A 24529-nucleotide genomic window follows, 5' to 3' on the forward strand; every position below is an offset into this window, starting at 1 on the left:
TGCATGCATGCGCAAGTTTGAGGACACTTACCGTCATAAAGGGCTACGAAAAAAACTAATTGACTCTATCCGGGATAAAGGAATTACCAATGAAAGGGTGCTTGAGGCGATGATGAATATTCCCAGGCATTTTTTTTTAGACACTGCACTTGATCACATTGCTTACGAAGACCGTGCTTTCCCCATACAGGAGGGGCAAACGATTTCCCAGCCTTATACCGTTGCTTATCAAACGCAGCTTTTGGAAATTGAACCTTACGATAAAGTATTGGAGATAGGAACAGGAAGTGCTTACCAGGCAATGGTTTTGGCAGAGGTGGGCGCTAATGTTTTTACAATTGAAAGACAAAAAAAATTATTTGACCTGAATAAAGAATTTATATTCAGAAAAAAATATCCCGGTATTAAATTTTTTTATGGAGATGGCTTTGAAGGTTTGCCCACCTTTGCGCCATTTGATAAGATTTTAATTACTGCTGCAGCGCCTTTCATTCCTCCTAAGTTGATCGAGCAATTAAAACCAAATGGCAGAATGGTTCTGCCTCTTGATAACGAAGGCGTACAAAAAATGATGCGCATTACGAAAAATCACGATGGAAGTTATGAGGAAGAAACATTTTCAAATTTTTCATTTGTGCCAATGTTGAAGGGAAGGAATTAAGATGATGGATGATGGATACTGGATACTAGTTACTGGATGCTGGATGCTGGATGCTGGATGCTGGATGTTATTGATGCCTCATAACTGATCAACTATTGCTGCCGCTTTCTTCGCAATATTATCCCAATAAAAATAATTAAAAAACGCTGTATCTATGGATTGATTGATATCTATTGCTTCCATCATCTTATCTGAAAAGCTTTGCCAGTCATTATTACCGCATAACCTGAGTTTACCATTACAGATATTTGCATCAACGCCAATTGCGCCATTTTCAGTTGAAACAACATTCAGGTTGTGACCCAATGCTTCAACAAGTTTGGTTTTTATTCCTCCCCCGTCGTTAACGGGATTTATAAAAACATTAACTCCTTTAAAGTAAATATTAATATCATCTACAAATCCGGCGTATATGATATTTTGATCATTATAGTCCTGAAGATTATTCATTTCCGCAGGGAGATTTTTTCCACAGATGATTATTTTATAGGGGATGCTGTTTTGAATAAATAAGGGGTTGATTTTATCAAGTATGTTTTTAACAGCGTTAAGATTAGGTTGATAGTCCAAAGCACCATTAAAGAGATATAAAACCGTTTCTTTTGACAATGCATATTTTTTAAGCAGTTCATTCCTTGCCGCTAATTGCTCGTATATGGGTGGTGGTGAGTCCAATGAAATGCCAAAAGTTATTACAGCGGTTTTACCCGGGGGAATTTTATAGTTATTTATAAAATATTGCCGGTCATTTTCGGTAATACAAAATGTAAAGTCGGCATGTGTGTGAACATACTTTTCATATTGCCATAAAATTTTCCACCACCACCGGCCGGTTGTTTTAAATCGCTCCGCTTCAATATTATGAGAATGAATTATAAGTTTTATTTTACAAAATCTTTTTAATAGAAGACCCAACCAGCCGTAATAGGGATGTTCAACTATAACGTGAGATATTTTATATTGTTGAATAATTTTCTTAAGCAAACCAAAATAAAACACGTTAACGTAGCGGAGTTTGCTGTTGCTAAGTTTATTAATTATCGTATAAGGCGCGGCGTTAGGTTCGTTATCTTGAATGGTTACACAATACAATGAATGATGCCTGGAAAAATATTCATTAAAATTGGCTATACCCTTTTGTCCTCCGAATTTTGCAGGAAATATTTTATAAGAAACAATACTCAGCACATTTGCCATGAATAAAAACTTTAATTCAACAAATTAATATTATTTTGGTGAGTGTTTTTCAATCCCTTTTATTTTTTATGAAAGTAGTTTCTTTTTTCTCAAGGTTTGCTGTAATCTGTAACATCGCTTTCTTGCTTTTTATTTTTCTTGGAAAGATGGAAGCAAAAAAACCAGTAACTACGGGCAAGGATACCGTTGTTGCAGTTTCTTACTTTAAAGACATCATTATTACGCTCGGCGTAGCCGCAATAGTAGTAAACCTTATCATGTGCATCGTGTATTCTGTTCTTGTTATAACTGGCAAACAAAACATGATTCCCAAATGGCTCGCAATTGTCAATTCATTATTTTTAATCTTACAATTTTTATATTTCTTTTACCGATAAGCAACTACAATGATCAATAAAATTTTGAGTGACAGGCCAACAAAACTGTTTGTAATTTTTTCAGCTTTTTTTGTGGCCAATGCATTAATTGCAGAATGTATTGGCTCTAAAATATTTTCACTTGAAAAATTATTTGGGTTTCATCCATCAAACTTTAGCCTGTTTGGCGAAAAAGGTTTATCTATAAGCCTTACCTGTGGAGTATTACTATGGCCGCTTGAATTTGTAATGACGGATATTGTGAATGAATATTATGGCCCGAAAGCCGTTCGCCGTATTTCATACACTGCAGTGGCATTAATCGCTTATGCATTTCTTATGTTCTACCTGGCAATGAGTGTGCCCCCTGCAGATTTCTGGTATAGCACTGGTGTAAAGAATGGAATACCCGATATGTCGAAGGCTTTTAATGGAATTTTCGGGCAGGGCATGTGGATTATTCTTGGGAGTCTTACTGCATTTTTAGTAAGCCAGATTGTAGACGTTACTGTGTTTCATAAAATAAAAAAAGTAACCGGTGAAAAAAAAGTATGGCTAAGGGCAACGGGTTCTACATTGGTATCACAACTGGTAGATAGCTTCATCGTCTTATTTATCGCTTTTAAATTAGGACAGGGATGGAGTTGGCAATTAGTTTTTGCCATATGCGTAGTAAATTATATTTACAAAGCAAGTATGGCAATTATTTTAACTCCCGTCATTTATTTTGTTGAAGGCAGAATAGAAAAATATGTAGGGCATGAAACAGCAATGAAAATGAAAAAGGCTGCAATGGGCGCTGGTAAAGAATTTGAGAATATCCCTGCTGCCGGTTAAATCACTACAATTTTAATTGATTTGCCTGATATTTTTCTTTAATAATATTGGCAACTATTTTATCAATAGGTAACGTAACGCTCTCAGCTGAAAAATTATTCCAATCAATAAAACGAAATGTTTCTATTTCGTTTTTTTCCTTATAAATTTTCATTTGCTCTTCATCAAAATCAAATTCTTTATCTCTAAGCGGAGCTTTAATAGATTCCAACGCCTTAGCAAAATAGTAAATTGAAATAATCTGGTGCTCGGGGTTAAAAGCACTCATCTGAAAATAATCGGTAGTATAAATATGATCTTCAATCTGAACTTCGAGATCCATTTCTTCTTTAAACTCTCTTTTAAGACAGTCTCTCGTTCCCTCTCCAAATTCAAGCCCGCCACCGGGAAATTTTGTATAATAATTCCCTCTTATGAATTCATCGCTTACCAACACCTCCTTTGCTTCATTCATTAAAATTCCGTACACTCTAATGTTAAACATCTTAAATACTTACTTTTGTTTCACCTTTAAAAACCATTTCTGCAGGCCCGCACAACCAGATATTTTTAAATTTCTTATCGCTTATTTTTTCAAATTCGACGCTTAATCTCCCGCCTCTTGTTTTTACTTCTACCCGGTTAAATCCATTATCGTTATGGGCAGAAATAAGTGCAGAAGCAGTAACGCCGGTTCCGCAACTGTAAGTTTCATCTTCAACGCCACGTTCGTAAGTACGCACGTAGATGGTATCATCATCAATCGTTTCAATAAAATTTACATTAATACCTTCCCTTGCAAACTCTTTACTGTTGCGGATTTCACGGCCCTCGGCAACAACATCGAGTTGGTTTACATCAGGAACACTTTTTACATAATGAGGTGAGCCGGTATTAAGAACATAATATGTATAAGAAAATTCAACATCGTCAACATCCTTCATCTTTAATCTTACTTCGCCATTCAGATCAATCTCAGCTTCATGGGCCCCATCTACCGCGTAAAAATTATAATTCGTTTTTTTTATACCAAGCATCGATGCAAATTTTACAATACACCTACCGCCGTTTCCACACATAGAACTGGTGTTACCATCTGAGTTAAAATACGTCATCTCGAAATCAAAACCGGGTTTTTCACTCAACATCATCAGGCCATCGGCGCCTACGCCAAATCGCCGGTGGCATAAAAAATTTACCTGCCTCGGGGTAATATTGCTATACATATTTTCGCGATTATCCAGCAGGATGAAATCATTCCCGGTGCCCTGGTATTTATAAAATTCAATTTTCATATTACAATTTTTCAGAAATTATTTCCAATGTTTTTACAATTAATTTTTCAACTGTTACTGAACCGTCATCGCTAAAATTTTTGTGAATGCGGTTTGCAACTATTGCGCTTAGTGAGACACAGTTATGTTTCAAAGCTTTACCCAATCCGTATATAGCGGCAGTTTCCATTTCAAAATTTGTAATGCGATGATGTCCAAATTTAAAATCAGTTAACCGGTCAATTAATTGAGGATTGGTAATTCCCAAACGAAGTACACGGCCTTGCGGCCCATAAAAGCCAGGACACGTGACAGTAATTCCCTGGTAATAACCATCTACAAAATGTTTCATTAACGACATGGCTGCCCCTGCAATATATGGATAACTAAACTGGCTGTGCAATTGTGTTTGTGTAACAAAAGAATGAAGCAATTGTTTTTCTTCTTCATTATTATCGTGAATATAAAAGTTCATCAGGTTATCAATACCGAGGCCGTGAGTGCTTGCGACAAAGCTATCAACGGGGACATCTGCCTGCAACGATCCCGAAGTTCCAATACGTATTATATTCAAATGTTTCAGTTCATTTTTTATTGTTCTCGTGGTAAAATCAATATTTACCAATGCGTCAAGTTCGTTCAAAACAATATCAATATTATCGGTACCAATGCCGGTGCTTACAACAGATATTCTTTTTTTCCCTAACCAGCCGGTGTGGGTTACAAACTCCCTGTGGCTTCTTTCAATATCTATGCTGTCGAAGTATTTGCTTACTTCAGCTACTCTTGCGGGGTCGCCAACAGTAATAATATTTTCGGCAATTTCATCCGGTGTTGCATCAAGGTGGTAAATGGCTCCACGATTATTAATAATCAATTCCGATGCTTCAATTTGCTGCATTACTATTTACTTATTTATGTAAAATCTGCACTTTTATAAATCCGAATTTCGCATATTAAGATTGAACTTTTCTAAAAAAATTTTAATTACTTTTGTGCCCTTCAAAAAAGGTCCTGTGGCCGAGTGGCTAGGCAGAGCTCTGCAAAAGCTTCCACAGCGGTTCGAATCCGCTCGGGACCTCCGATACAAGGATCGTAGCAATACGGTCCTTTTCTATTTTTACAAGACTTTACTTTAGCTCGTTGATTTTCAGTTTTTTATAGCATTTGCATTCAAAATACAATTTCTACCTTTACTAAGGATTACATGGTTTTCCTCGACTATTTCCTCGACTAAAACTCGACTAAAATGGCAAGGACTATGTTTTTACCAATCAAACCGGTGTGTATTCGTCCACGAAAAGACGGCACAAGTATCATCCATTTACAGTATTGCTATAGTAACGAGCAGAAGACAATGCTAGATACAAAAATTACCATTCCTGTTGAATGCTGGGATAAAGAAAATCTATGCATAAAGCAAAACCTTCCAACCTCATTCGGTACTTCTAAAGAACTGAACGAAACTTTAAGTATACAACTTCGTTTAGCCGAAGACGTTATCTCCTTTGCAATAAAAAGAAATATTCCAGATCGGGGGAAATTCGTAAAAAAATATTATTCACCGGATTTAGATATTTATGCGCTAAGTGAAATAGTCCAAAAAAATGAATACTATTTAAAAGAACAAAAAGAAAAAGGGAATTCAAAAACTAATCTCGATATTTTCTTCCAGATTGATGATTATATTCAATCAAAAACAAAAAAGGTATGCAAAGACATGCCCCGGATTTACCGGAACATGAAAGACCACCTGCTGGAGTTTCAGTCGTACAGAGGAGAAGCTATCACATTTGATTGTTTGGACCTTTCTTTCTACGAGGAACTCGTTGATTTTCTTTCTTATGAATACGTACAAAAACGCAGAAACCAAAAGATTGTTGGGCTTAAGATTAACACTATTGGCAAAACTATAAAACAGTTCAGGACCTTTTTACGCAACCGTATTCGCAAAAGAATTATTCCACCTATCGACATGGATGGATGGTCGATTTTGGAAGAGGAAGTTGATGCCGTTTATCTGACCTGGGAAGAAATAAGATTAATTCAACATGTGGACCTGACTCGATATTCTCACTTAGAAGACTACAGGAATGATTTTGTTTTAGGATGCCTTACAGGCTTGCGTTTTTCTGATTTTTCAAGACTGGATGAGTATGATTTGAGGGGAGATATGTTATATAAAAAGCAGGAAAAATCAGATCATTGGGTAGTTATTCCTTTAAGGTCTGTTGCTGCAGATATTCTAATGAATCGGTTTAAAAAAAACAGTCCTTCGCACACTAACGCAGAATTTAACAGACATATTAAAACGATTGCAAAACTTGCACGCCTTACTAAACCGGTCAAACACTCTTATAAAAAGGGCAATAGAGATGTAGTTGAAGTAAAGCCAAAACATGAATGGATTACTTCACACACGTGTCGACGTTCTTTTTGTACCAATGAATTCTTAGCAGGAACACCTGTAGAATTGGTCATGAAAATTAGTGGCCATAAAAGTGTAAAGGATTTTTATAAATACATCAGGATTACGCCTGAAGAGGCTGGGCAAAAGATTAAGGAACTATGGTTACAAAGAGGTCAGATGGATGTTTTGATTTAAAATAAACAAAGAAATAAACCACCCTGCCTGGTATTAAATTCTGTAACGCTTCAGGTATTCACATAACAGTTATGAAGCCGATTATAAATAAAGAGATTCAAAAAGTTATTTGGTTTGGCTGGAGAATATGACCAGTTCCCGTACACATAGTGACAACTGGTCGAATTATTCCGCTGCAAATAGATTTTGCAAGTCTTTCCAAAGAAAATATACCCTGGAACGTACTTTATAAGGCTTCAATTTGCCATGTTTTATCCACTCATAAATGGTTGGCTTGCTTACCTTAAAGATGGAGCACACCTCCGCAATTTTATATAGTGGTTTGTATGTAAGACCGTTTGTTTCATAACTACCCTCTCCTACCTTATTATTCCTCTCTTTCGCCAACTCTTCCCTAATAATTAAACGGATTTTTTCCAAGAAGGTTTCCTGTTCATAAGGCAATAACGCTGCATTGGGAATCTCGTGATTTTGATTAAGTTCACTCATCACTTATTTGCTTTTATAGTAAAAGTTTATAATTCTATTTTTAATAAGCTTAAATTTTTGTAACAAGGATAGTCAATTGAATTATTTTAAATTAATTTATGTTTAGAAAACGAAGGTTCTTTAAAAACCAGGAAAACCAAACTTCGTACAGAGGGTTTGTAAGACGGTATATACTGAATGTATCCAAATTCATGCAGGTCTTCAATACATTTATGGCACGCTGCCAGTCCGCTTATTTTAGCCGTATCCATTACATAAGTCCTTGAAGTGCTTATGGGATTACAAAACTGGTTTACACAAATGGAAAAGTGCCATGTACAAGCTAATATATGTGGGTCCGATCCTGATTCCCTCTTTGAATGAAATACCATTTATGATGATACGATCTCCTTCGGAGAGGAAACAATACTTTTCGATTACGCCTGCCCGTTGGTTCGTGCTCATTACTAACATTTTAATTTCTCACCCATTTTTAAAAAGAACAAGAGACAAAGTTCATATCCTTTAAAAGCCTGATTTCACACTATGATCCGTATTCTGCAAAAAATATTTTCATCTACAAACCCGTTTCATAATTCAAATCGCGAAGCAAATTACCTTGCCATAAAAGCCGTTTGGGTGAAACACAGTGAATCGAAAGTGAACTGCCTTTATTGATAGCATATACACTTCTCCTCATGCTAATATTTTTAAATCCTCAAATTCCGTTTCTTTCGTTGAGGGATTTCTTTTTTTGTCCACCTGGTAAGGAAACTAATATATGTGCTATCTTCTTTAAACTATTTTATTGGTCGCTTATTGGATATAAAGGAATATTATTGGGCTGGAAGTGTACGCAAAACGGGCCGGCAAGGTGGGCAAGTTTATCGAACCCAAAAAGCCAGAATGAATAGACGTATGCGTTTCTTGCCGGTAATTTGATCTTCGTTTATGAAGATGGCATTGGAACGAGAAAGAAAAAAGTAATTTTGAATTGTGATGTTACACAAGATAAATAATACATTCTATTTGCGGCTTACTATCTTGTTTATTTTTACCTGCACCGATATATCATGCCATCCCCTCGATATTTGCTGGCCCGTAGTTTTATTTGTTGTTATGCAAATAACAAACATAAAAGTGAAGGCGGTCGGAATAAATCGATGCATATAATTATTTTCTGGTGTTAATTATAACTACTTTTTGGCCAGAACTTAACCGGGTTCCCTGTTGTATCCTTATATTGTCCCCTCAATTTTGCTAACTCGCTCAAAAGGTCTTGAAGCACTCGTTCGTACCCGGGCTTTACCTCCATGCCCTGCTTTATAAAGAGATTATCCATTTCGTCGGGATCCTTTTGCAGGTCAAATAGTTCCCACTCGTTTATTGTATAATAATAAATCAATTTATATCTTTCTGTCCGGATACCATAAGCAGGCATTGCCCAATGGGGAGGAGCAAACTCATAATAATGGTAATACATTGATGTCCGCCAATCTTTAGGAATGTTTCCTTTAAAGAGAGGTACCAGACTTCTACCCTGCATATCAACCGGTATCTTTATACGTGCCATATCCAAAATGGTTGGAGCGTTATCAATATTTACCACCCATGCGTCACTTTTGCTGTGCGGCTTAACTACACCAGGATAGCGTATCATCCAAGGAACTTTCAAAGCTTCCTCATACATAAACCGTTTATCAAACCAGCCGTGTTCCCCAAGAAAGAAACCATGATCTCCCGTGAAAACTACTATGGTATTTTCTGCTAGTCCGGATTGATCCAGGAAATCCAATAATCTTCCAATATTGTCATCCTGAGCTTTTAGGGTTGCAAGGAAGTGCCTCATTAATTGTTGGTAACTCCACTCACGACGTTGCCTTGGCGTAAGATTCTTTGGTGGATTAAAATCCATCATATCCTGTATGCGCTGATGGGCTTCGAGCGCCGCAGCAGAACGGGTTTTATAATCATCCCAAAACGTTGCAGGTTCAGGGAAATGTGCACTATCGAAAATATGTTCATATTTATGAGGTGGGTCAAATGGACGGTGATCACTAAAAAATTGAATCGCCATCATAAAAGGACCATCTTTCATTTCTTTTATACCTTTAATGGCCAGGCTGGTTATATTATCGGTAACGTAGCCCGGGTAATCTTTTTCCTCTATTGTTTTACTTCCCAGGATGGGATTTTCAAAATACCCTTTCTCATTATAATAGGGACCCCCGGCACCATTTTTGAAAACAAAATAGTCGAAACCCGCTAATCCGGGATTGGCCATTTTTCCATCTTTATCTACCAAATGCCATTTACCAACAATTCCGGTTTTATAACCGTTATTCGTAAGGATTTGTGCAAAAGTCTCCTGGGTAGGATCAAAAGTACTTCTGGTAATTCCTTCAGTAGTTTCTCCAGGGTTAGATCGCATTCCATTAAGGTGACTATATTTTCCAGTAAGTAGTGTAGCCCTGCTTGGTGCGCATAAAGCGTTAGTGCAAAACGAATTATTAAAAAGCATTCCTTCATTGGCAATACGGTCTATATTCGGAGTTTTCATGAGCGTTCCCCCGTAGCAACTTAGTACCTTTATAGGAAGACCTTCCGTAGTGATCCAGATGATATTTGGCCTCTCATTTTTTTTATTACCCATTCTTTTATTACTGATATGATTCCCCGCCAAGGCAATATTGCTGTTCGACACAATAAGCTTTTGAGTCCAACCCTTTGGTATAAAAAGAAAGGCAACTATAATAGTTATAAATAGAGCAATTACCCTGTTTGCTGGCTTTTTATCCGAAAGAATTCGTTGTTTAGTATTCATATTGTAAATTTTAATGACTATGGACTATCAGTACTATGGATCATTTTTAAACCTCGTTTTATCTTAAGCAACTATTTCATTATGAGAGAAGTATTATCCCTTGTAACACCTTTAGCACTTATCACCAGGTTTGTCATTTTAAGGAAATAATGAGGTACAGCCGAGGCCTGGCTCAAAAGCAATTCATTCTTCCTTACTTTGTTTTGCTAATGAATATCTTTTATAATTGCTCGTCGATTTCGTATTCACGCCTTACTACAATTGGGGTTGCCTTTATACTTTCAATTTCACAATATTTATAAATTAATCGCTCTATTATCAATTTTATAGTTCTTTACATCGTTCAGCAAAATATCAATTTTACTGTTTTTTTTATTTAAGCTAATATGGTTTATTAAAAGGTTCTCTACATCAACAGCAATAATTGGGAATCTCAGGTCGGGTGCTACAGAGCTTAGCGTAACATTGGACAAAGAAATGCCCTTTACATGTCTGATAAAGAATCCATAACTTGGCAAATTACCCCAAACTGTGGGCTGCGGATATCCTTTTTCATCTTCTTTCACTTTGCTGTAATCCGGACGATATTCTCCTGGCTTTATATTTCCGGCATTCGTAATGCGGATATTATCTAAAGAAATATTTTCAATGATTGCCCCCTTAACACCCGTTATGGAAGATGAGTAATTTCCGGTAGTATAGGCTGTAACATTATTAATTTGAATATTTCTCATTTGACCAGGAGGCGGAGTGGGAGCTTCTTTATTATATTTCCGTGCCCTGTTGCCAAGTCTCACATAGATTGGACATTGCGTTCCTTCAATAACGATATTACTTACATTAATGCCATCCATTATTCCACCGTCGACAATTTCCAGTGAAATCCCGGTAATGCCAAGTGAATCTCCAAAGAGGCGCTTTGCAGCCCTGCTTGGTTTAATTACACAATTCGAGATCGAAATATTTTTGAAACCGCCGGTAGATTCTGTGCCGGTTTTTATCGCATTACAAAAACTGGAAACTATGCAATTAGTAATTACTACATCTTCACAAGGCGCAGGTCCGGTACTTTTTAAACAAACCGCATCATCATCAGTATCAAAAACTGAATTGGATAAAATAAATCTTCTGCATCCATCAATGTCAATCCCGTCATTATTTCTATTCGCATGATTATACACATTGATCTTATCAACCACTACATCCTCACAATCAAGATAATGCTGGTTCCAGATCCCGGAATTTCGCATATGAACTCCTTCCACCGCAATATTTTTACAAGAAATAAAAAGGATATTACGCGGCCGCCCGTCTAAATCATTCGGCCTTGCCCCGGGACCCGGCAATAGGTTGGCGCCATTTCCATCAATAGTTCCATAACCCGTTATTGCAATATGCGAAGCCCCAAGTGCATAAATAAGGGCACGCCAGCCACCAGCATCTTTAAGAGAATGATAAATTGGTTGTGGTTGCAAAGGAAAATCTTGTCTATTTATGCTCGCAAAAAGGACAGATCCAATCTCCAAATGAAGTTCTACATTGTCTTTCAATACCAAGGTGCCCGTTTTAAAAATACCTGCTGGAACAATTACTCTGCCACCACCGTTTTTGTAGCATGCGTCAATCGCATCGTTAATGGGAATGGTATTTAATTCATCAACTCCCGGTTTTGCCCCAAAATCCGTGATAAGAAAGTCTTTTGCAACACCTTCTTTTGCAGAGAGACATATCAATACACAGAAGAATATTTTTTGCACCATATCCTTTGTCACACTATTCGATTTCAGCTTCATTAATTGTTTTTTAACCAGTTTTTGAATGCGTCATTAAGTTCTTTACCCGCGATAGCAGGCAGAATTTGTAACTTATTCTCTTCGCTTTTAAATTTATACGCAGCTTTTATCACAGATAAATCTCTGTTTATATCCTTTGAGTTACCTGTATTGCCATCGCCATCAGTAACACCTGTTAATAATAATTTTTTAGGTGCAAGGCTTCCCGCTAAATCAGGAAGGTCATACACTCCAATAGAACCGGCAACGGTACTTTGAATAAAGTGAGGGTCATAATGTTCATTCAAAACGATTGACCGGTAAGAGGAATAAGGACTTATAAGGGCGACCTTTTGGATGTCTTTATCAAATGCAGCAGCATGTAATAGAAGAGGTGACATTTGATTTTTGGCCACTCCGTAAATTTCTTTAAAATGCAGGTCATTCTTTACAATGTTAGTTAGCTTTATCACGTCTCCGGCTTGAATTCCTACTATACTTCTGCCAATGTCCATGGCGGCAAACCATAAATTATAAGAAACGCTGTCAATATATGAATCTCCCCGAAATACTCCCGGGCCCAACTCTCCTGTGCCAATTATATCCGGTGCCAGTACAGTAACTCCGTTTTGGGCAAACCACTCCATTTCTCCGCCAACTGCAATGTCTGCTGCTTTACCATCAGGATTAAGATAGATCACCGCCTTATTTCCCCTTTCATTTGGCTTTAATAACAAGTAAGGGATCATATAATTCCCCTCGCCTTTTACAAGATATTTTTCTATAACATATCCCTCACGTTGAATTCTTCCGGCAAAGATTGTATTCTCGATTGGTGCCGGTTCTGTAAACCCTGAAAGCTTTTTAGCAGATTGCACAATCACATTCAAATATTGGGGCATACTTTTTCGGTTAATGTCTAACTGGTGCATTTCCCTTTCCGCGTCTTTATAATTTAAACTAAAAGCGGTCTCGCTGTTTAAAGCAGTACAAACCTGGCCGGTTTTTGTAACCTGCAATTCTTCACTGCTTTGGGGTTTTACATTCAAATCGGCTGAATCCCCGGGATGGTTAAATACTCTTTCAAAAAACGCATACATTGATTCTCTGTTTTTCTTTGTGGAAGCATGTGGCGCATCGTCCATTACCATTTGAAAATTTTCAGGTTTGCCATAAGCATTATATATCCTGTCCACTTCTTTTTTTGTCTCTAACGCTCCTTGAATGGGAAACATATCCCTTGAGGTTGTAAGCATTAGAAGTGGTTTTGGAGCACGAACTTCTAATAAGTCTGCCATATCAAGACCACGCTTAATCTGATACAGGAAGTTTTGTTCCGCGTCCTGCGGTCCCATTGATTCAAACAGCCTGGTAAAATTGGTAATATAATTTTCCGGAGCAGCTGCCTTTATTCTTTCATCAAATGCAGCAATGTAGGCACTTTGAGTACCACCACCCGATCGTCCGGTAATTCCGATCCGCTTTGGATCGACTTCCTTTCTCGTCAGTAAATAATCTACCGCCCTTATGCCATCCCATATAAAGTTTCGGGCAAGGTTATTGCCGGTTACAAAAAGTTGGGCGCCTGCATATGAGTGTTCATATGATGGCCATGGAAATTTGGATTTGTTAGTTTCAGCATTGTAATATTGAAGCCGTTCTCCCTGTCCAATTGGGTCAAAAGCAAAGACGATGAATCCTTTTTTTACCAGGTTAATAATAATATTTTGATAACCACGGTACCCTTTATCCGTATGTCCGCTGCAATAAATGATTGCGGGAATTTTCGCTTCCTCTTTTACTCCCATAGGAATGAATAATCCGGCTGTGACATAATATCCCGGCTGGGATTCATACACAATATTCTCCAGGCGATAATCCCCTTCATCAAACGATTTGGTAATCTTTGCGTTCAAAGGTGTCTTCGGAGGGAAATTGCCAACCGATTCCTGGAGTGTTTTTTGTATCCATTTCTGTCTTTGTTGCCATCCACTTAAAGAACTGATTTTTGAAACTGTTTCATTGCGACGATCAATGTCTTGATATGCCTGCCCTGCAATATATCGATACAGAGAATTAGGCGCATCACTATACATCATCCAATGTTGGGTTCCTCTTATTCCGTCAAAGTCCTTTTGCGCATCGATGTCATTGTTTAATAATAACAAGACTGCAAATGAAAGCACACAAATTTTTAAAATCTTTTTCATTGTTTAGACTTTTGTTAATCAATTTTACTTGCAGAAAAGGCATCGGCAACCGGCAGTGTTTTGGGGTGTTGAACGCCTATCTCAGTTTTTTAATATCTTATGAAGATTTTGAAAAGGATGCTGGTTTCGCGGAGCCATCTTTTAATTCAACTCTTCCTTGGTGCAAATAATGAAACGCTAGCACAACCCAAGGCAAGACCGCTGCTATAGCGTGTTATCTTGTTAGGCAATGTTGACTGGCAAATGATCCCGGGAGGCCATTTAATAATAGGAATTTTCTTCCTAAAAAAATCTTACATATTTCTCCTAAACGGGTCCTTCTGACTCCAGCCAAAATCAGGCATACACTAATTGCTGAACAGATTTAATATCCCGGGTTTTGTATTAGTTTAGTATCCTTATCTATCTCTGATTGCGGTATCGGGACTAAATAATTCTTACTATTAAAATGTCTTTGTTCAACTGTAAATATTTTATAGTTTTTGTTTCCATTTGCATCTTTTGTTATCAACATTCCTTTAGCGGGCACATTTAATACAATCGGCGCAATTTCCCAACGCCGAACATCAAAATAGCGATGCCCTTCAAAAGCAAACTCTATAAAATCTTCATTCTCTAACCGTTTTAAAAGAGCATCCCCGCTTTCAGTAACGGGAGGCATATTTACACCTGGCCTGTTTCTTACCAGATTAATGTATTCTCTGCATATATCTTCGTTGCCCAGGTGAAATTCTGCTTCAGCGTAATTAAGCAACATTTCTGCATAGCGAACAAAAGGCCATTGAGGATCACTCGCATTCGTATAACTTGGATTAGTGATGGACTCATCTATATACTTTCTTGCGTAATACCCGGTTTCACTGGTATTCCACGGAGAAAGAGCCCCGTCTTTAGAATCCTTCCCGCCGGGCAGAAATGTTTCAATTTGCCTGCCTTTAAAAGGGGCCCCATCGTATAAAATCGTGGCATAAAAACGTGGATCGCGGTTCACATATGGATCCTGCGGATTATATGCCGGATCATCTGCAGGAAGTTTTCCGTTGACTGTTTCGTACTGATCTACCAAATTTTGTAAAGGTTCAATCTGTCCGTATCCATTAAATCCGTTTGAGTAAAAACGTAATTCAATACCAACTCCCTCCGGGTCCGCGATATGATTAAATGGCCTCGCCCAAATCATCTCAGAATTAAAAGCATTGGAAGACAGAAACATTTTTTTATAATCAGGATAGAGCTGGTATTTATTCAAATCAATAACCGCCTTTGCAGCGTCTGCAGCCTTTTGCCATTTTGAAAGATCATTTTGAGGATTATTTAAAGGGCTGGCAGCGTATAGTAATACTCTTGACTTGATAGCCATTGCAGCTCCTTTTGTGATTCTGCCTTGATCCTTGGCGGTATAAGCCAAGGGTAATAGATTGATGGCTTCGTCCAGTTCTTTAGTAACAAAATCCATACATTCCTCATAGGTGTTTCTTGGCAAATCAAAACTGTCGTTTAAGGTAAATGGTTGGGTAATCAGGGGTACTCCTCCAAAAAAACTGGTTAGCCTGAAATATGAAAAGGCTCTCAGGGTTTTAACCTCGCCAATCATCCTGTTCTTTGTGGCAGTATCAATTTGTGCATCCTTTGCGTTAGACAGGAAAATATTGCATTGAGTAATACATTTATAATACCCGGGGTCTGCAGAAGTTCCTATCCAATAATCAAGGGGACCTAAACCTGATGGTGTAATGTTTCCACTGTTTATTACACTATAAGCGGTAGCACCCCTGGCCTTGCTTTCATCAGAAATGCAAAACAACCGCCTGCTGTTAAACTGAAATCCATGGGGCAATATCCTATAAGTATTGCTTATATACGCATCCATTAAAGATGCATCAGTCCATACTACATCAGCTGATAATGCATTTAATGGTTTTGTTTCCAAAACATTCTTTTTGCAGGAAAAAAGTTGCACGCTTAGTATCAGTAAAAGAACGTTTTTAAAGTCTATTTTAATTGCTTTGTATAGAAAGCTGGATTTGTTCTTCATTACAATGTTATGTTTAAAAAGTGATGTTAATTCCTAAATTATATATCCTGCTTTGCGGGTAAAAAAATCCGTCAGGATCATTTGTTTCAGGATCGAATAATTTCATTTTAGAAAAGGTTAGAAGATTACTTCCGTTAATATATATCCTGGCTCCTTCAAGTCTTACTTTGGACAATAGAGCATGAGGTAAATCGTAACCTAATTCTAACGTTTTTAACCGCATAAAAGAGGTGTTATACAACCAAAAAGTCGAAGCAAGAGAATTTACCCCTGATTGTTGGGGTAAGGTGGGATATTTAGAGTTCATGCTTCCTTCTGTATAACGGTTATCCAATAGATCTTGTAATGCGTTATACCCTAATAACGCCTGGAAACGGAATGGTTGCCATACTTTAGACGCTCCTGCAAAATTTGCGAAGAGGGAAAAGGCATGATAATCTATTGATACATTAAAGCCATAAGTGATTTGTGGCGTATTCGTTTGATCTAATCTTACCATATCAGCAGAGCTAATAACGCCATCGCCATTTACGTCTTTGTATTTCAGGTCTCCCACCTTCGTACCAGGGTAAACAGGTATCTTATCCAGTTCTGCCTGGGTTCTGATGATACCCGTGCTTATATAATATTGGTTGGCTCCAATTGCATGGCCTTCTGCTTTTTGCCATTGCGGAACATTAGAAGCTTCACTGATGTCAATAACTTTGTTACTTGCATAGGCAAAGTTTCCGGCAATCCTGTACGAAAAACTTCTGATACTTTTTGAATGGGATAATTCAATTTCAAAGCCCTTATTTTCTACTATGCCAATATTTTCGTTTGGCAATGAAAGGCCAGTAAAATTAGGTATCGCAAGACTCCTGGTGGCTAATATGTTTGATCTTCTCTGTCTGAACAAATCAGCGGAAAAACCAAATAAACCATGCCATAAAGTACCGTCCAAACCAACATTGCTAATTGTAGCAACTTCCCAGGTAACGTTTGGATTGGGAGTTACACCAGCCGTTAAACCGAGCGATTGTGCGGTAGGGTTGCCAAAATTATAACCTCTGCTTGTAAGATTATATAATTGGAGAAACTGGAAAGCTGCAATACGGTCATTCCCTATCTGGCCAATAGATGCCCTTAATTTCAAATTATCAATAAAACTTAATCTATTTTTTATAAAGCTCTCATCTGATAATTTCCAGGCAACAGAGAGGCCCGGAAAAAAGCCATACCTGCTTCCTTTACGAAAATTGGAAGAGCCATCATATCTGTAATTAAAATCGAGCAGGTACTTCCCTTTAAAATCATAATGAATGCGGCCGAACAGGTTCTTTCTGCCTTCTTCCGAAGCACTTCCATCGGTTTGTTGATTTATTAAACTTCCCGCAAACAGTTGATCCAGCTGATCTGAAATAAAATTTCTTCTAAAGGCAGAAAAGTTAAGCGATGTACCCTGAGATTGTTCAACAGCAATAAAAGTATTTAAATAATGATTATTAAATCTCTTATCATATCTTAAGCGCAGGTTTATTAAGCCATTCTTGTCATTTTCAAATCCTTGTTCCAATTGAGGATTTACGATTCCCCCGCCGGTTAGAGCATTATACGTATTAGTGGATTTATCATAACTATAATCAGTCCATGGCTTCTGCCAATTTTTATCTAAGACATTTACGTTGCGATAATTAAAATACCCATCAACACCTAAGCCATCCACCCAGGGTATCTCTATATCAAAACTTACTTTTGCTGAAAAACGCTGGATCATATGATTATTATTTCCCGTAGCATCAGAAACCATTAAAATCGGATTCTCAGCCCTTTCTACCCCTGAAGAAGGCAGTCCGTTAGAATAGAAGACAGGCATAAAAGGGAGGTTATTATTCAACGCCTGGAAAGTTTCTTTGGTACTAAATGCAGGATAATTGCCCTCGTCGATTCCACCATTTACATCCAGGGCAACCTTTATATATTTGTTTACCTGGGCATCTAGATTTGAGCGAAGGGAGGAAGTTTTGAAATTAGTGCTGCCGTTTTTGAAAATACTATTTTGATTGGAATAAGAGCCGGAAACCATATACTTTATATCTTTACTTCCTCCCCTCATGCTAAGGTTGTGCTGACTTTGTGAACTGCTTTTCTTTAATACTTCATCAAACCAGTTTACATTAGGATAATTGAGCGGATCATTGCCATCTTCAAATTTTTTTATCTCATCCTCAGTATACTTCGGTGTTTGCCCTTGTTTGATTAATATCTCATTGAAGTACCTTGCGAGGCTTGCAGAATTGGCCATTTTAGGTACCTGGGTTGGCTCATTAACACCCTGATTAAAGGTGTAACTTATCGTTGGCTTTCCTAACCTTCCCCTTTTAGTGGTGATTAGTATAACCCCATTTGCTGCCTCCGAACCATAAATAGCCGCAGAAGCATCTTTTAAAACAGAAATAGATTCAACATCATTGGGATTTATATGTTCCCAACCCGATGCATTTTGGATACCATCCACTACCACCAAAGGATTATTGTTACCGGTAGTATTTCTGCCCCTGATAAAAATTACAGCAGCATCTTTTCCGGGTTCTCCTGTTACATTTTTTGTAACAACGCCCGGAAGCATTCCCGTAATGGAATTGGTAAGGCTCACCGTAGGAGTTCTTGTCAACTCTTTACCGCTTACGCTTACTACCGCCCCGGTTAAATTTTGTCTATTCACTTTTCCATAACCCACAACTACTACTTCATTTAATCCCGCCAGTTCCTCCTTCAGGTTAATTGTTATTTCGGTTTCCTTGCCAACCTTCAGTCTTTTGGTTTGATATCCAACACTGGTAATATCAAGTACCAGGTTTTTATTATTATCAGGAGCAGTTAGCGTAAAGCGGCCATCGCTGTCAGTTGAAGTTCCAGTTTTAGTTCCAGCTATCATGACTGATACATTTTGTAAGGGCTCTCCCCTTTCATTCAAAACTCTCCCATGAATTTCAACTGGTGGAGGGATGGCATCAGTATTTCGTAGAACCCCCGCAAAAAGTGTAAGCTTTTTTTGTGGCAAAATAACGATCGTATTTTTTACAATCTTATAAGTAAGTTGCTGATCTTTTAAGCACGCAGACAATGCTTCATCAATTGTTCCATTTTCAATTGTAATATCAATTGGGCTCTTTTTCTCTATTAATGTTTTATCATAAAAAAAGAGGAAGTCTGTTTGATGCTCAATAGCGTTAAAGATATCAGGTAAAGAAGCATGTTTTTTGAAAATAGTTACTCTTTGGGCATAGCTTTTTGCGCTGGCATGGAAAGTGAAAAATAACAGTAATAGAATCGTTAATTTCATGATTATCCATGTTTTCGTTCTTAATAACCTGGTGCCATTTTCGTTTTGGCAGCCCACAATTAAAGTCATAGATTTGATTTGATTTTGGTTAAAAAATTTGTTTCACCGACATTTTTTTGCCTTCCGCCAGCGATGCTACGAACATTGCTGGCTTTTTTTGTCTTTTTAAAAGTATAACCCCGCCAATACCTTATTTCCTTATTCACCCTTTAATTACCGGAAAAGGATGATCTTATTGGAAAAACCATCTTAATTATTGCACAATGATCTTGTTTCCCACAATTGAAAACTTCACGTTATTTAATTCCAATATTTGAAGCACATCTGTTAATTGGGCATCCCTGCTTATTTTTCCTTCAAATTGCCGTTGCGGCACCGTCCCGGAGTATATAATTTCCACATTATACCAGCGGCCAATTTCTCTCATGATGGTCCGGATATCAGCACCATCAAATTGGAACAAACCATTTTTCCAGGCAATTACTTCATCCATATTGGCCTCCCTGATCTCCACCTGGCCGTCCCCATTTTTGAGTATTGCCTGCTCGCCCGGTTTCAGGATGCCGGAAGCAGCGGCTCTGGTCACCTTTACGCTGCCCTCCAATAAACTTGTTTTTATCGCGTCTTCATCTGGATAAGCATTGATGTTGAAATGTGTCCCTAATACTTTGACTTGCATGTCACCAACGTTTACCAGGAAAGGCTTTTTCTTATTTTTCGCTACTTCAAAATAGGCTTCACCCGTTAGTTCAACTACGCGTTGGTTTCCTATAAATGCAGAGGGAAAGTGAAGAGATGACGTTGCATTCAACCAAACCCTGGTTCCGTCAGATAATACAACCTGGTACTGGCCTCCACGGGGAGTTGATAAAGTATTGTAAACAACAGCTTCTTCCGGGTTTGATGGAGCTGAAACATTATAAATTAACAGGCCGCCTTGCTTGCTGATCTTCGTTGGCCCTTTTTGCAGCACTGTTCCATTTTGTATACTATCCAATACAATTTTACTGCCATCAGATCTTATAAGCACCGCTTTGTTACCTCCGGGCACAATTGCATGCTTTTCATTTATGGATACCGGCTTCGTGCCGACTTCATTTTTCTTATTTAACAACTGGTAAACAGAAGCTCCCGCCAGAAACAGAATAACTGCTGCGGCGGCCACACGCATCCAGAAAGAGGAAGCGGACTTCCTGCTTTTAAGGGAAACAACAACTGCTTTATCCTTATGTAAAATATTTTGCAAAATGGAAGCGGCATTCATGCCCGGCATTTGTATTTCCGATCCCGTTTTTCTTATTAATTTATCAATTAATTTTTTTACAGGCTCCTGGTTTTCAGGTTGCGCCAGTAATTCCATGAATTCGATCTCCTCCTGTTGATTGTAATTATTTTCAACATAACAATTAAATAAATATTCTAAACGGGATTCAGGCATAAATTGAATTAACTAATCAAGGGCTTCTTAATCGTCCAACTTACCTAAGAGCGCTTTTAAAAGGGCGATGGGTGGGTTTCATCAGAAATTATTTTTAATTATTTCTGATGAAACGAAAAAGAACGATGACGAATCCGCTAAGAATGCCGAAGTGAAGCATACAAAAGGCGCGGATATTTTTCATAGCTTGTGCGAGATGATACTTGACAGTTTCCGGTTGAATATTTAGATGATGAGCAACTTCATCCCGCTTTAAATCGCCTTCTTTCATTAGGTAATACACCTGTTTTTGCTGGCCTGGCAGACGGTCAATTGCTTTTTGCAACAGGTTGCCGTATTCTTTGTCTGTTATATAATTCTGAGCATTATCGTGGGCCAGGTATCGGTTATTTTCATCCAGAGCAACTATTTTGAAACTCTTTGCAATTTGCTTTAGGATTTTATAAGTTTCGTTTCGGGCAATAGTAAATAGGTAAGCACTAAAATTGTCTATTTCGTTTAGCGTATCCCTTCTTAACCATATTTTTAAAAATACATCCTGCACAATTTCTTCTGCAATAGTAGTTGAATGAGTAAGCTTTAATGCAATGCCATAAATTCTGTTTCGATAATAATCAAACAATTTAGCGAAAGCGTTTTCGTCGGCCTGACTTATAAGCAATAACAATTCTCTCTCGTTGTGTAAACCGGGTTCCAGCATTGAAGGATTAAAAGGTTTAAAGCATAATCGAAAATAGGTAAATTGAAATGACGAATCAAATTTATTTTAATAAATTTTTGAGTTTTCACACCTCAGGCTTGAGGCTGGTTAAAGATTTATTGAGCAGAATTTGACCTTACGATGATTGTAGCCGGCTGTGGCGCAGCCATCTTGGTTGGCTTGAACGTTTGCGCATCGAGGTGGGTCAAAGTCAGTTGACACAAAATGATTTTTCTCTAATTCATCTTTGTAATAAATGGCGGTCTTCGTCCTGCGATACAAGACTGCTACTGCTTTTGTGAACATCGTGATTTAATTATATTATTTGGTATTTCGAATTAGATTCATAGATAAAACTATTCATTAATCAATCAGGAATTTTTTATATTAAAGATATAACTGCACAATAGCTAATGCAAGAAAGCAGCTAAGAAAATCAGGGTCAAATGCAAGTGGTTTCACGCTAAAAAATTAAATCTGCAATCTCTATTGAATAAAATACAATCCGGCAATTGGATCAACCTATATCATAGCGGAAGCATTAGCCAATTTCTGCACAGATCATTCCTTATGTAAAACTTTATTTTACAATAAAAAATTTTAATATTAATTTGGACAATCCGTAGAGGTGAAAATTTAAACGTTTTTTAAACAGATGATACAAGTAATAAACCGGGCATTGGATATTTTGGAATTTATAGCAGAAGAACCTGAAAGACCAAGGTCCTTGAGCGAAATAGCAGAAAAATTATCATTAAATTCCGGAACATGCGCAAACATTATTAAAACATTAGTCACGAGGAATTACATTGAGAAACTAGACAAGAAAAAGGGATATTGTTTGGGTTCCAAATCTTACGGATTGACAAAAAACGAAGGATACAAGAAGGACCTGACTAAGGCGGCAAAAGAAATATTAGAACATTTAACTAAAAAATTAAACGAAAATTCTTTGCTTGCGGTACTCGACAATGAACTTCGACGAGTTATTATCAGAGTTATGAGTAGTCATCCGATTCAAGCGAGCACTGCATCCGAAAAGCGAGCGTACGATTCCTCGTCCGGAAGGGCCCTTATAGCCATGCTTGAAGATGCTGAATTGGAAAAGTATATAAAAAAATTTGGCTTGCCCAAGAAAGGTGAATGGGAAGGTGTGAACGACGAAAGAGGTCTGATAAAACAAATAGAATTAATCAGGGCAGAGGGCTATGCGACACAATTAACAAAGGAAAAGATAGTAGGGTTAGCAGTTCCTGTTTATAAAGGTGAAAAAGTGATCGCGAGCTTAAGTATTTACATGCCTCAATTCCGGTATGATAAATCTAACAAAATGGAAACGATCTCCCTGCTCAGACAATCCAGCAAACAAATAAGCAAGAAGTTGGTATAAAGTCTTCCAACATATTCCAAGAGCTATTAGACGAATGCTAATAGCTCTTTTTATGACTTCCTTTTTTGTCATCTAAAAAGTTGTGTGACAACAATAATTGAAATAACTTTACACTTCATTATAAAGTTTAATTTTATATTATAAAAATGAACATGAAAGAGATATAGATTTTTTACCAAAAAGATTGGAAGTTTTGCCGTCTCTATTTCAAAAAATTATAATTATTAATAAAGACAATGAAGATAATTGATATGAAAACACGTTGTGTAGCGATCCCACTCAACGCACAACTAAGGCATAACACCGGTGTGCACCCCGGATATTTTTTAAGAACTATTTTAGAATTAGTCACGGATGAAGGAATTATTGGGCTTGGAGAAGTTGGTGGTGGAGACCAGCGCGGAGCGCTTCAAAAACTGAAACCCCGAATAATTGGCATGGATCCGTTTTCACTTGAATTGATAAAACTTAAAGTACTTCGTAGTATTTATTATATTTCCAATTCACGCTTGTATGCTGCCATAGAAATGGCCTGTTTAGATATACAGGGGAAAACAACCATGCGCCCGCTCAGTGATCTTATTGGAGGCAGTGTAAGGTCGGCAATTCCAATGATAGGCTATTTATTCTGGCGATACGACAGGCCTGGAGGCGGTAATGATACTTGTGCCGAAGACCTTGCCGATTATTGCGTTGAACTACATGAAACTTTAGGCATCAACTGTATGAAGTTAAAGGCGGGTGTCCAGAAGCCTGAAGAGGAAGCAAAGGTATTGCGGCTTTGCAGGGCAAAATTAGGAGATGATTTTGGCTTGAGAATTGATCCCAACGGGCTATGGTCAGTAGCCACCGCAGTAAGAATAGGGCGGTCCCTTGAAGACTTGAATATCGAATATTTTGAAGATCCTGCCTGGGGAATAGAAGGAAATGCTGCTGTCAGAAAACAGGTGCGGATTCCAGTGGCTACCAATATGTATCCTAATAAATTTGATGATCTTGGCCCCGCGATCAGGCTGGGTGCGGTTGACATTGTACTTACCGATTTACATTATTGGGAAGGGCCACGTGGCGTGAAAGATCTATGTGCGGTGTGTAATACTTTCAATTTAGGTGTAGCTATGCATAGCGGATCTGAATTTGGAATTGAACTGGCAGCTATGTTGCATACGGCTTCAACAATTCCCGGTATGACCTTCGCCGGTGATGCTCATTATCACTACCTATTAGACGACATCATCGAAGGAGGATTAATGAAATACGAAAATGGCTGCATTAAAGTTCCAGCCGGTCCGGGATTAGGGGTAAACCTCGACGAAAGTAAAATGAAGTTTTATGAAAAATATTATGAGGAGAAAGGTGATTATTATGCAAGGTTTCACCAGGATCCTTATCGTCCCGATTGGTATCCAACTGTTGGAGGTTTATAGCATTTAAAAATTAAGAAGTATGCCGAAGCGA

General features: G+C 37.8%; 18 protein-coding genes and 1 tRNA gene. 7 read left to right on the top strand and 12 right to left on the bottom strand.

Annotation, left to right across the window (positions count from 1 at the left end):
* Positions 1-7: 7 nt before the first annotated feature.
* On the top strand, positions 8-661 hold the full coding sequence (locus FW778_RS13960) for a protein-L-isoaspartate(D-aspartate) O-methyltransferase (RefSeq protein ID WP_150415371.1): 654 nt from the start codon (positions 8-10) through the stop codon (positions 659-661).
* Between the two features lie 78 nt (positions 662-739).
* On the opposite strand, the gene FW778_RS13965 is transcribed toward FW778_RS13960, so the two are convergent.
* Complete coding sequence (locus tag FW778_RS13965; protein ID WP_150415372.1) at positions 740-1858, bottom strand: glycosyltransferase; 1119 nt, start codon at positions 1856-1858, stop codon at positions 740-742.
* Positions 1859-1926: 68 nt separating this feature from the next.
* On the opposite strand from FW778_RS13965, the gene FW778_RS13970 reads away from it, so the two are divergent.
* Positions 1927-2235 carry a hypothetical protein gene (locus tag FW778_RS13970; RefSeq protein ID WP_150415373.1) on the top strand — a complete coding sequence of 103 codons (309 nt, stop codon included), beginning with the start codon at positions 1927-1929 and terminating at the stop codon, positions 2233-2235.
* 9 nt (positions 2236-2244) lie between these two features.
* The gene (locus FW778_RS13975; RefSeq protein ID WP_150415374.1) at positions 2245-3051 is read left to right on the top strand and encodes a queuosine precursor transporter; all 807 of its coding nucleotides are present in this window, start codon (positions 2245-2247) and stop codon (positions 3049-3051) included.
* Positions 3052-3055: 4 nt separating this feature from the next.
* Here FW778_RS13975 and FW778_RS13980 read toward each other — a convergent pair whose 3' ends face one another.
* From FW778_RS13980 to FW778_RS13990, 3 genes are read right to left on the bottom strand one after another with little or no spacing between them, the layout of a single operon-like run.
* A complete protein-coding gene (locus FW778_RS13980; RefSeq protein ID WP_150415375.1) occupies positions 3056-3535 on the bottom strand; it encodes an NUDIX hydrolase in 480 nt (159 codons plus the stop codon).
* A 1-nt stretch (position 3536) separates the two neighbouring features.
* Positions 3537-4325 (bottom strand): diaminopimelate epimerase, encoded by a 789-nt coding sequence (dapF, locus tag FW778_RS13985; RefSeq protein ID WP_150415376.1) that lies wholly within the window; start codon positions 4323-4325, stop codon positions 3537-3539.
* 1 nt (position 4326) lies between these two features.
* Positions 4327-5205, bottom strand: coding sequence for a nucleoside phosphorylase (locus tag FW778_RS13990; protein ID WP_150415377.1), 879 nt, complete (start codon positions 5203-5205; stop codon positions 4327-4329).
* A 109-nt stretch (positions 5206-5314) separates the two neighbouring features.
* Between FW778_RS13990 and FW778_RS13995 the strand changes: the two genes are divergently transcribed.
* Both FW778_RS13995 and FW778_RS14000 read left to right on the top strand, forming a co-directional pair.
* Positions 5315-5385, top strand: a tRNA-Cys gene (locus FW778_RS13995).
* Positions 5386-5553: 168 nt separating this feature from the next.
* Positions 5554-6909: a phage integrase SAM-like domain-containing protein gene (locus FW778_RS14000; protein WP_235906258.1), complete on the top strand. Its 1356-nt coding sequence runs from the start codon at positions 5554-5556 to the stop codon at positions 6907-6909.
* 165 nt (positions 6910-7074) lie between these two features.
* Here FW778_RS14000 and FW778_RS14005 read toward each other — a convergent pair whose 3' ends face one another.
* The 8 genes from FW778_RS14005 to FW778_RS14040 all read right to left on the bottom strand — a co-directional run bounded on the left by FW778_RS14005 (position 7075) and on the right by FW778_RS14040 (position 21681).
* Positions 7075-7398 (bottom strand): helix-turn-helix domain-containing protein, encoded by a 324-nt coding sequence (locus FW778_RS14005; protein WP_150415378.1) that lies wholly within the window; start codon positions 7396-7398, stop codon positions 7075-7077.
* A gap of 1165 nt (positions 7399-8563) precedes the next feature.
* Positions 8564-10201 carry a sulfatase family protein gene (locus FW778_RS14010; protein ID WP_202552247.1) on the bottom strand — a complete coding sequence of 546 codons (1638 nt, stop codon included), beginning with the start codon at positions 10199-10201 and terminating at the stop codon, positions 8564-8566.
* 296 nt (positions 10202-10497) lie between these two features.
* Complete coding sequence (locus FW778_RS14015; protein ID WP_235906259.1) at positions 10498-11994, bottom strand: glycoside hydrolase family 28 protein; 1497 nt, start codon at positions 11992-11994, stop codon at positions 10498-10500.
* On the bottom strand, positions 11994-14183 hold the full coding sequence (locus FW778_RS14020) for an alpha/beta hydrolase family protein (protein WP_150415379.1): 2190 nt from the start codon (positions 14181-14183) through the stop codon (positions 11994-11996). The genes FW778_RS14015 and FW778_RS14020 overlap by 1 nt, the downstream gene beginning before the upstream one ends.
* A 364-nt stretch (positions 14184-14547) precedes the next feature.
* Positions 14548-16218, bottom strand: coding sequence for a RagB/SusD family nutrient uptake outer membrane protein (locus FW778_RS14025; RefSeq protein ID WP_150415380.1), 1671 nt, complete (start codon positions 16216-16218; stop codon positions 14548-14550).
* A gap of 13 nt (positions 16219-16231) precedes the next feature.
* A complete protein-coding gene (locus FW778_RS14030; RefSeq protein WP_150415381.1) occupies positions 16232-19612 on the bottom strand; it encodes a TonB-dependent receptor in 3381 nt (1126 codons plus the stop codon).
* 184 nt (positions 19613-19796) lie between these two features.
* Positions 19797-20981, bottom strand: a complete 1185-nt coding sequence (locus tag FW778_RS14035; protein WP_150415382.1) for a FecR family protein — start codon at positions 20979-20981, stop codon at positions 19797-19799.
* A gap of 94 nt (positions 20982-21075) precedes the next feature.
* Complete coding sequence (locus tag FW778_RS14040; protein ID WP_150415383.1) at positions 21076-21681, bottom strand: RNA polymerase sigma factor; 606 nt, start codon at positions 21679-21681, stop codon at positions 21076-21078.
* A gap of 655 nt (positions 21682-22336) precedes the next feature.
* Here FW778_RS14040 and FW778_RS14045 point away from each other — a divergent pair.
* Positions 22337-23071, top strand: a complete 735-nt coding sequence (locus tag FW778_RS14045; protein ID WP_150415384.1) for an IclR family transcriptional regulator — start codon at positions 22337-22339, stop codon at positions 23069-23071.
* Between the two features lie 251 nt (positions 23072-23322).
* Positions 23323-24498: an enolase C-terminal domain-like protein gene (locus FW778_RS14050; RefSeq protein WP_235906260.1), complete on the top strand. Its 1176-nt coding sequence runs from the start codon at positions 23323-23325 to the stop codon at positions 24496-24498.
* Positions 24499-24529: the final 31 nt, after the last annotated feature.

Source organism: Ginsengibacter hankyongi (assembly GCF_008710285.1).
GTDB classification, from domain to species: Bacteria; Bacteroidota; Bacteroidia; order Chitinophagales; family Chitinophagaceae; genus Ginsengibacter; species Ginsengibacter hankyongi.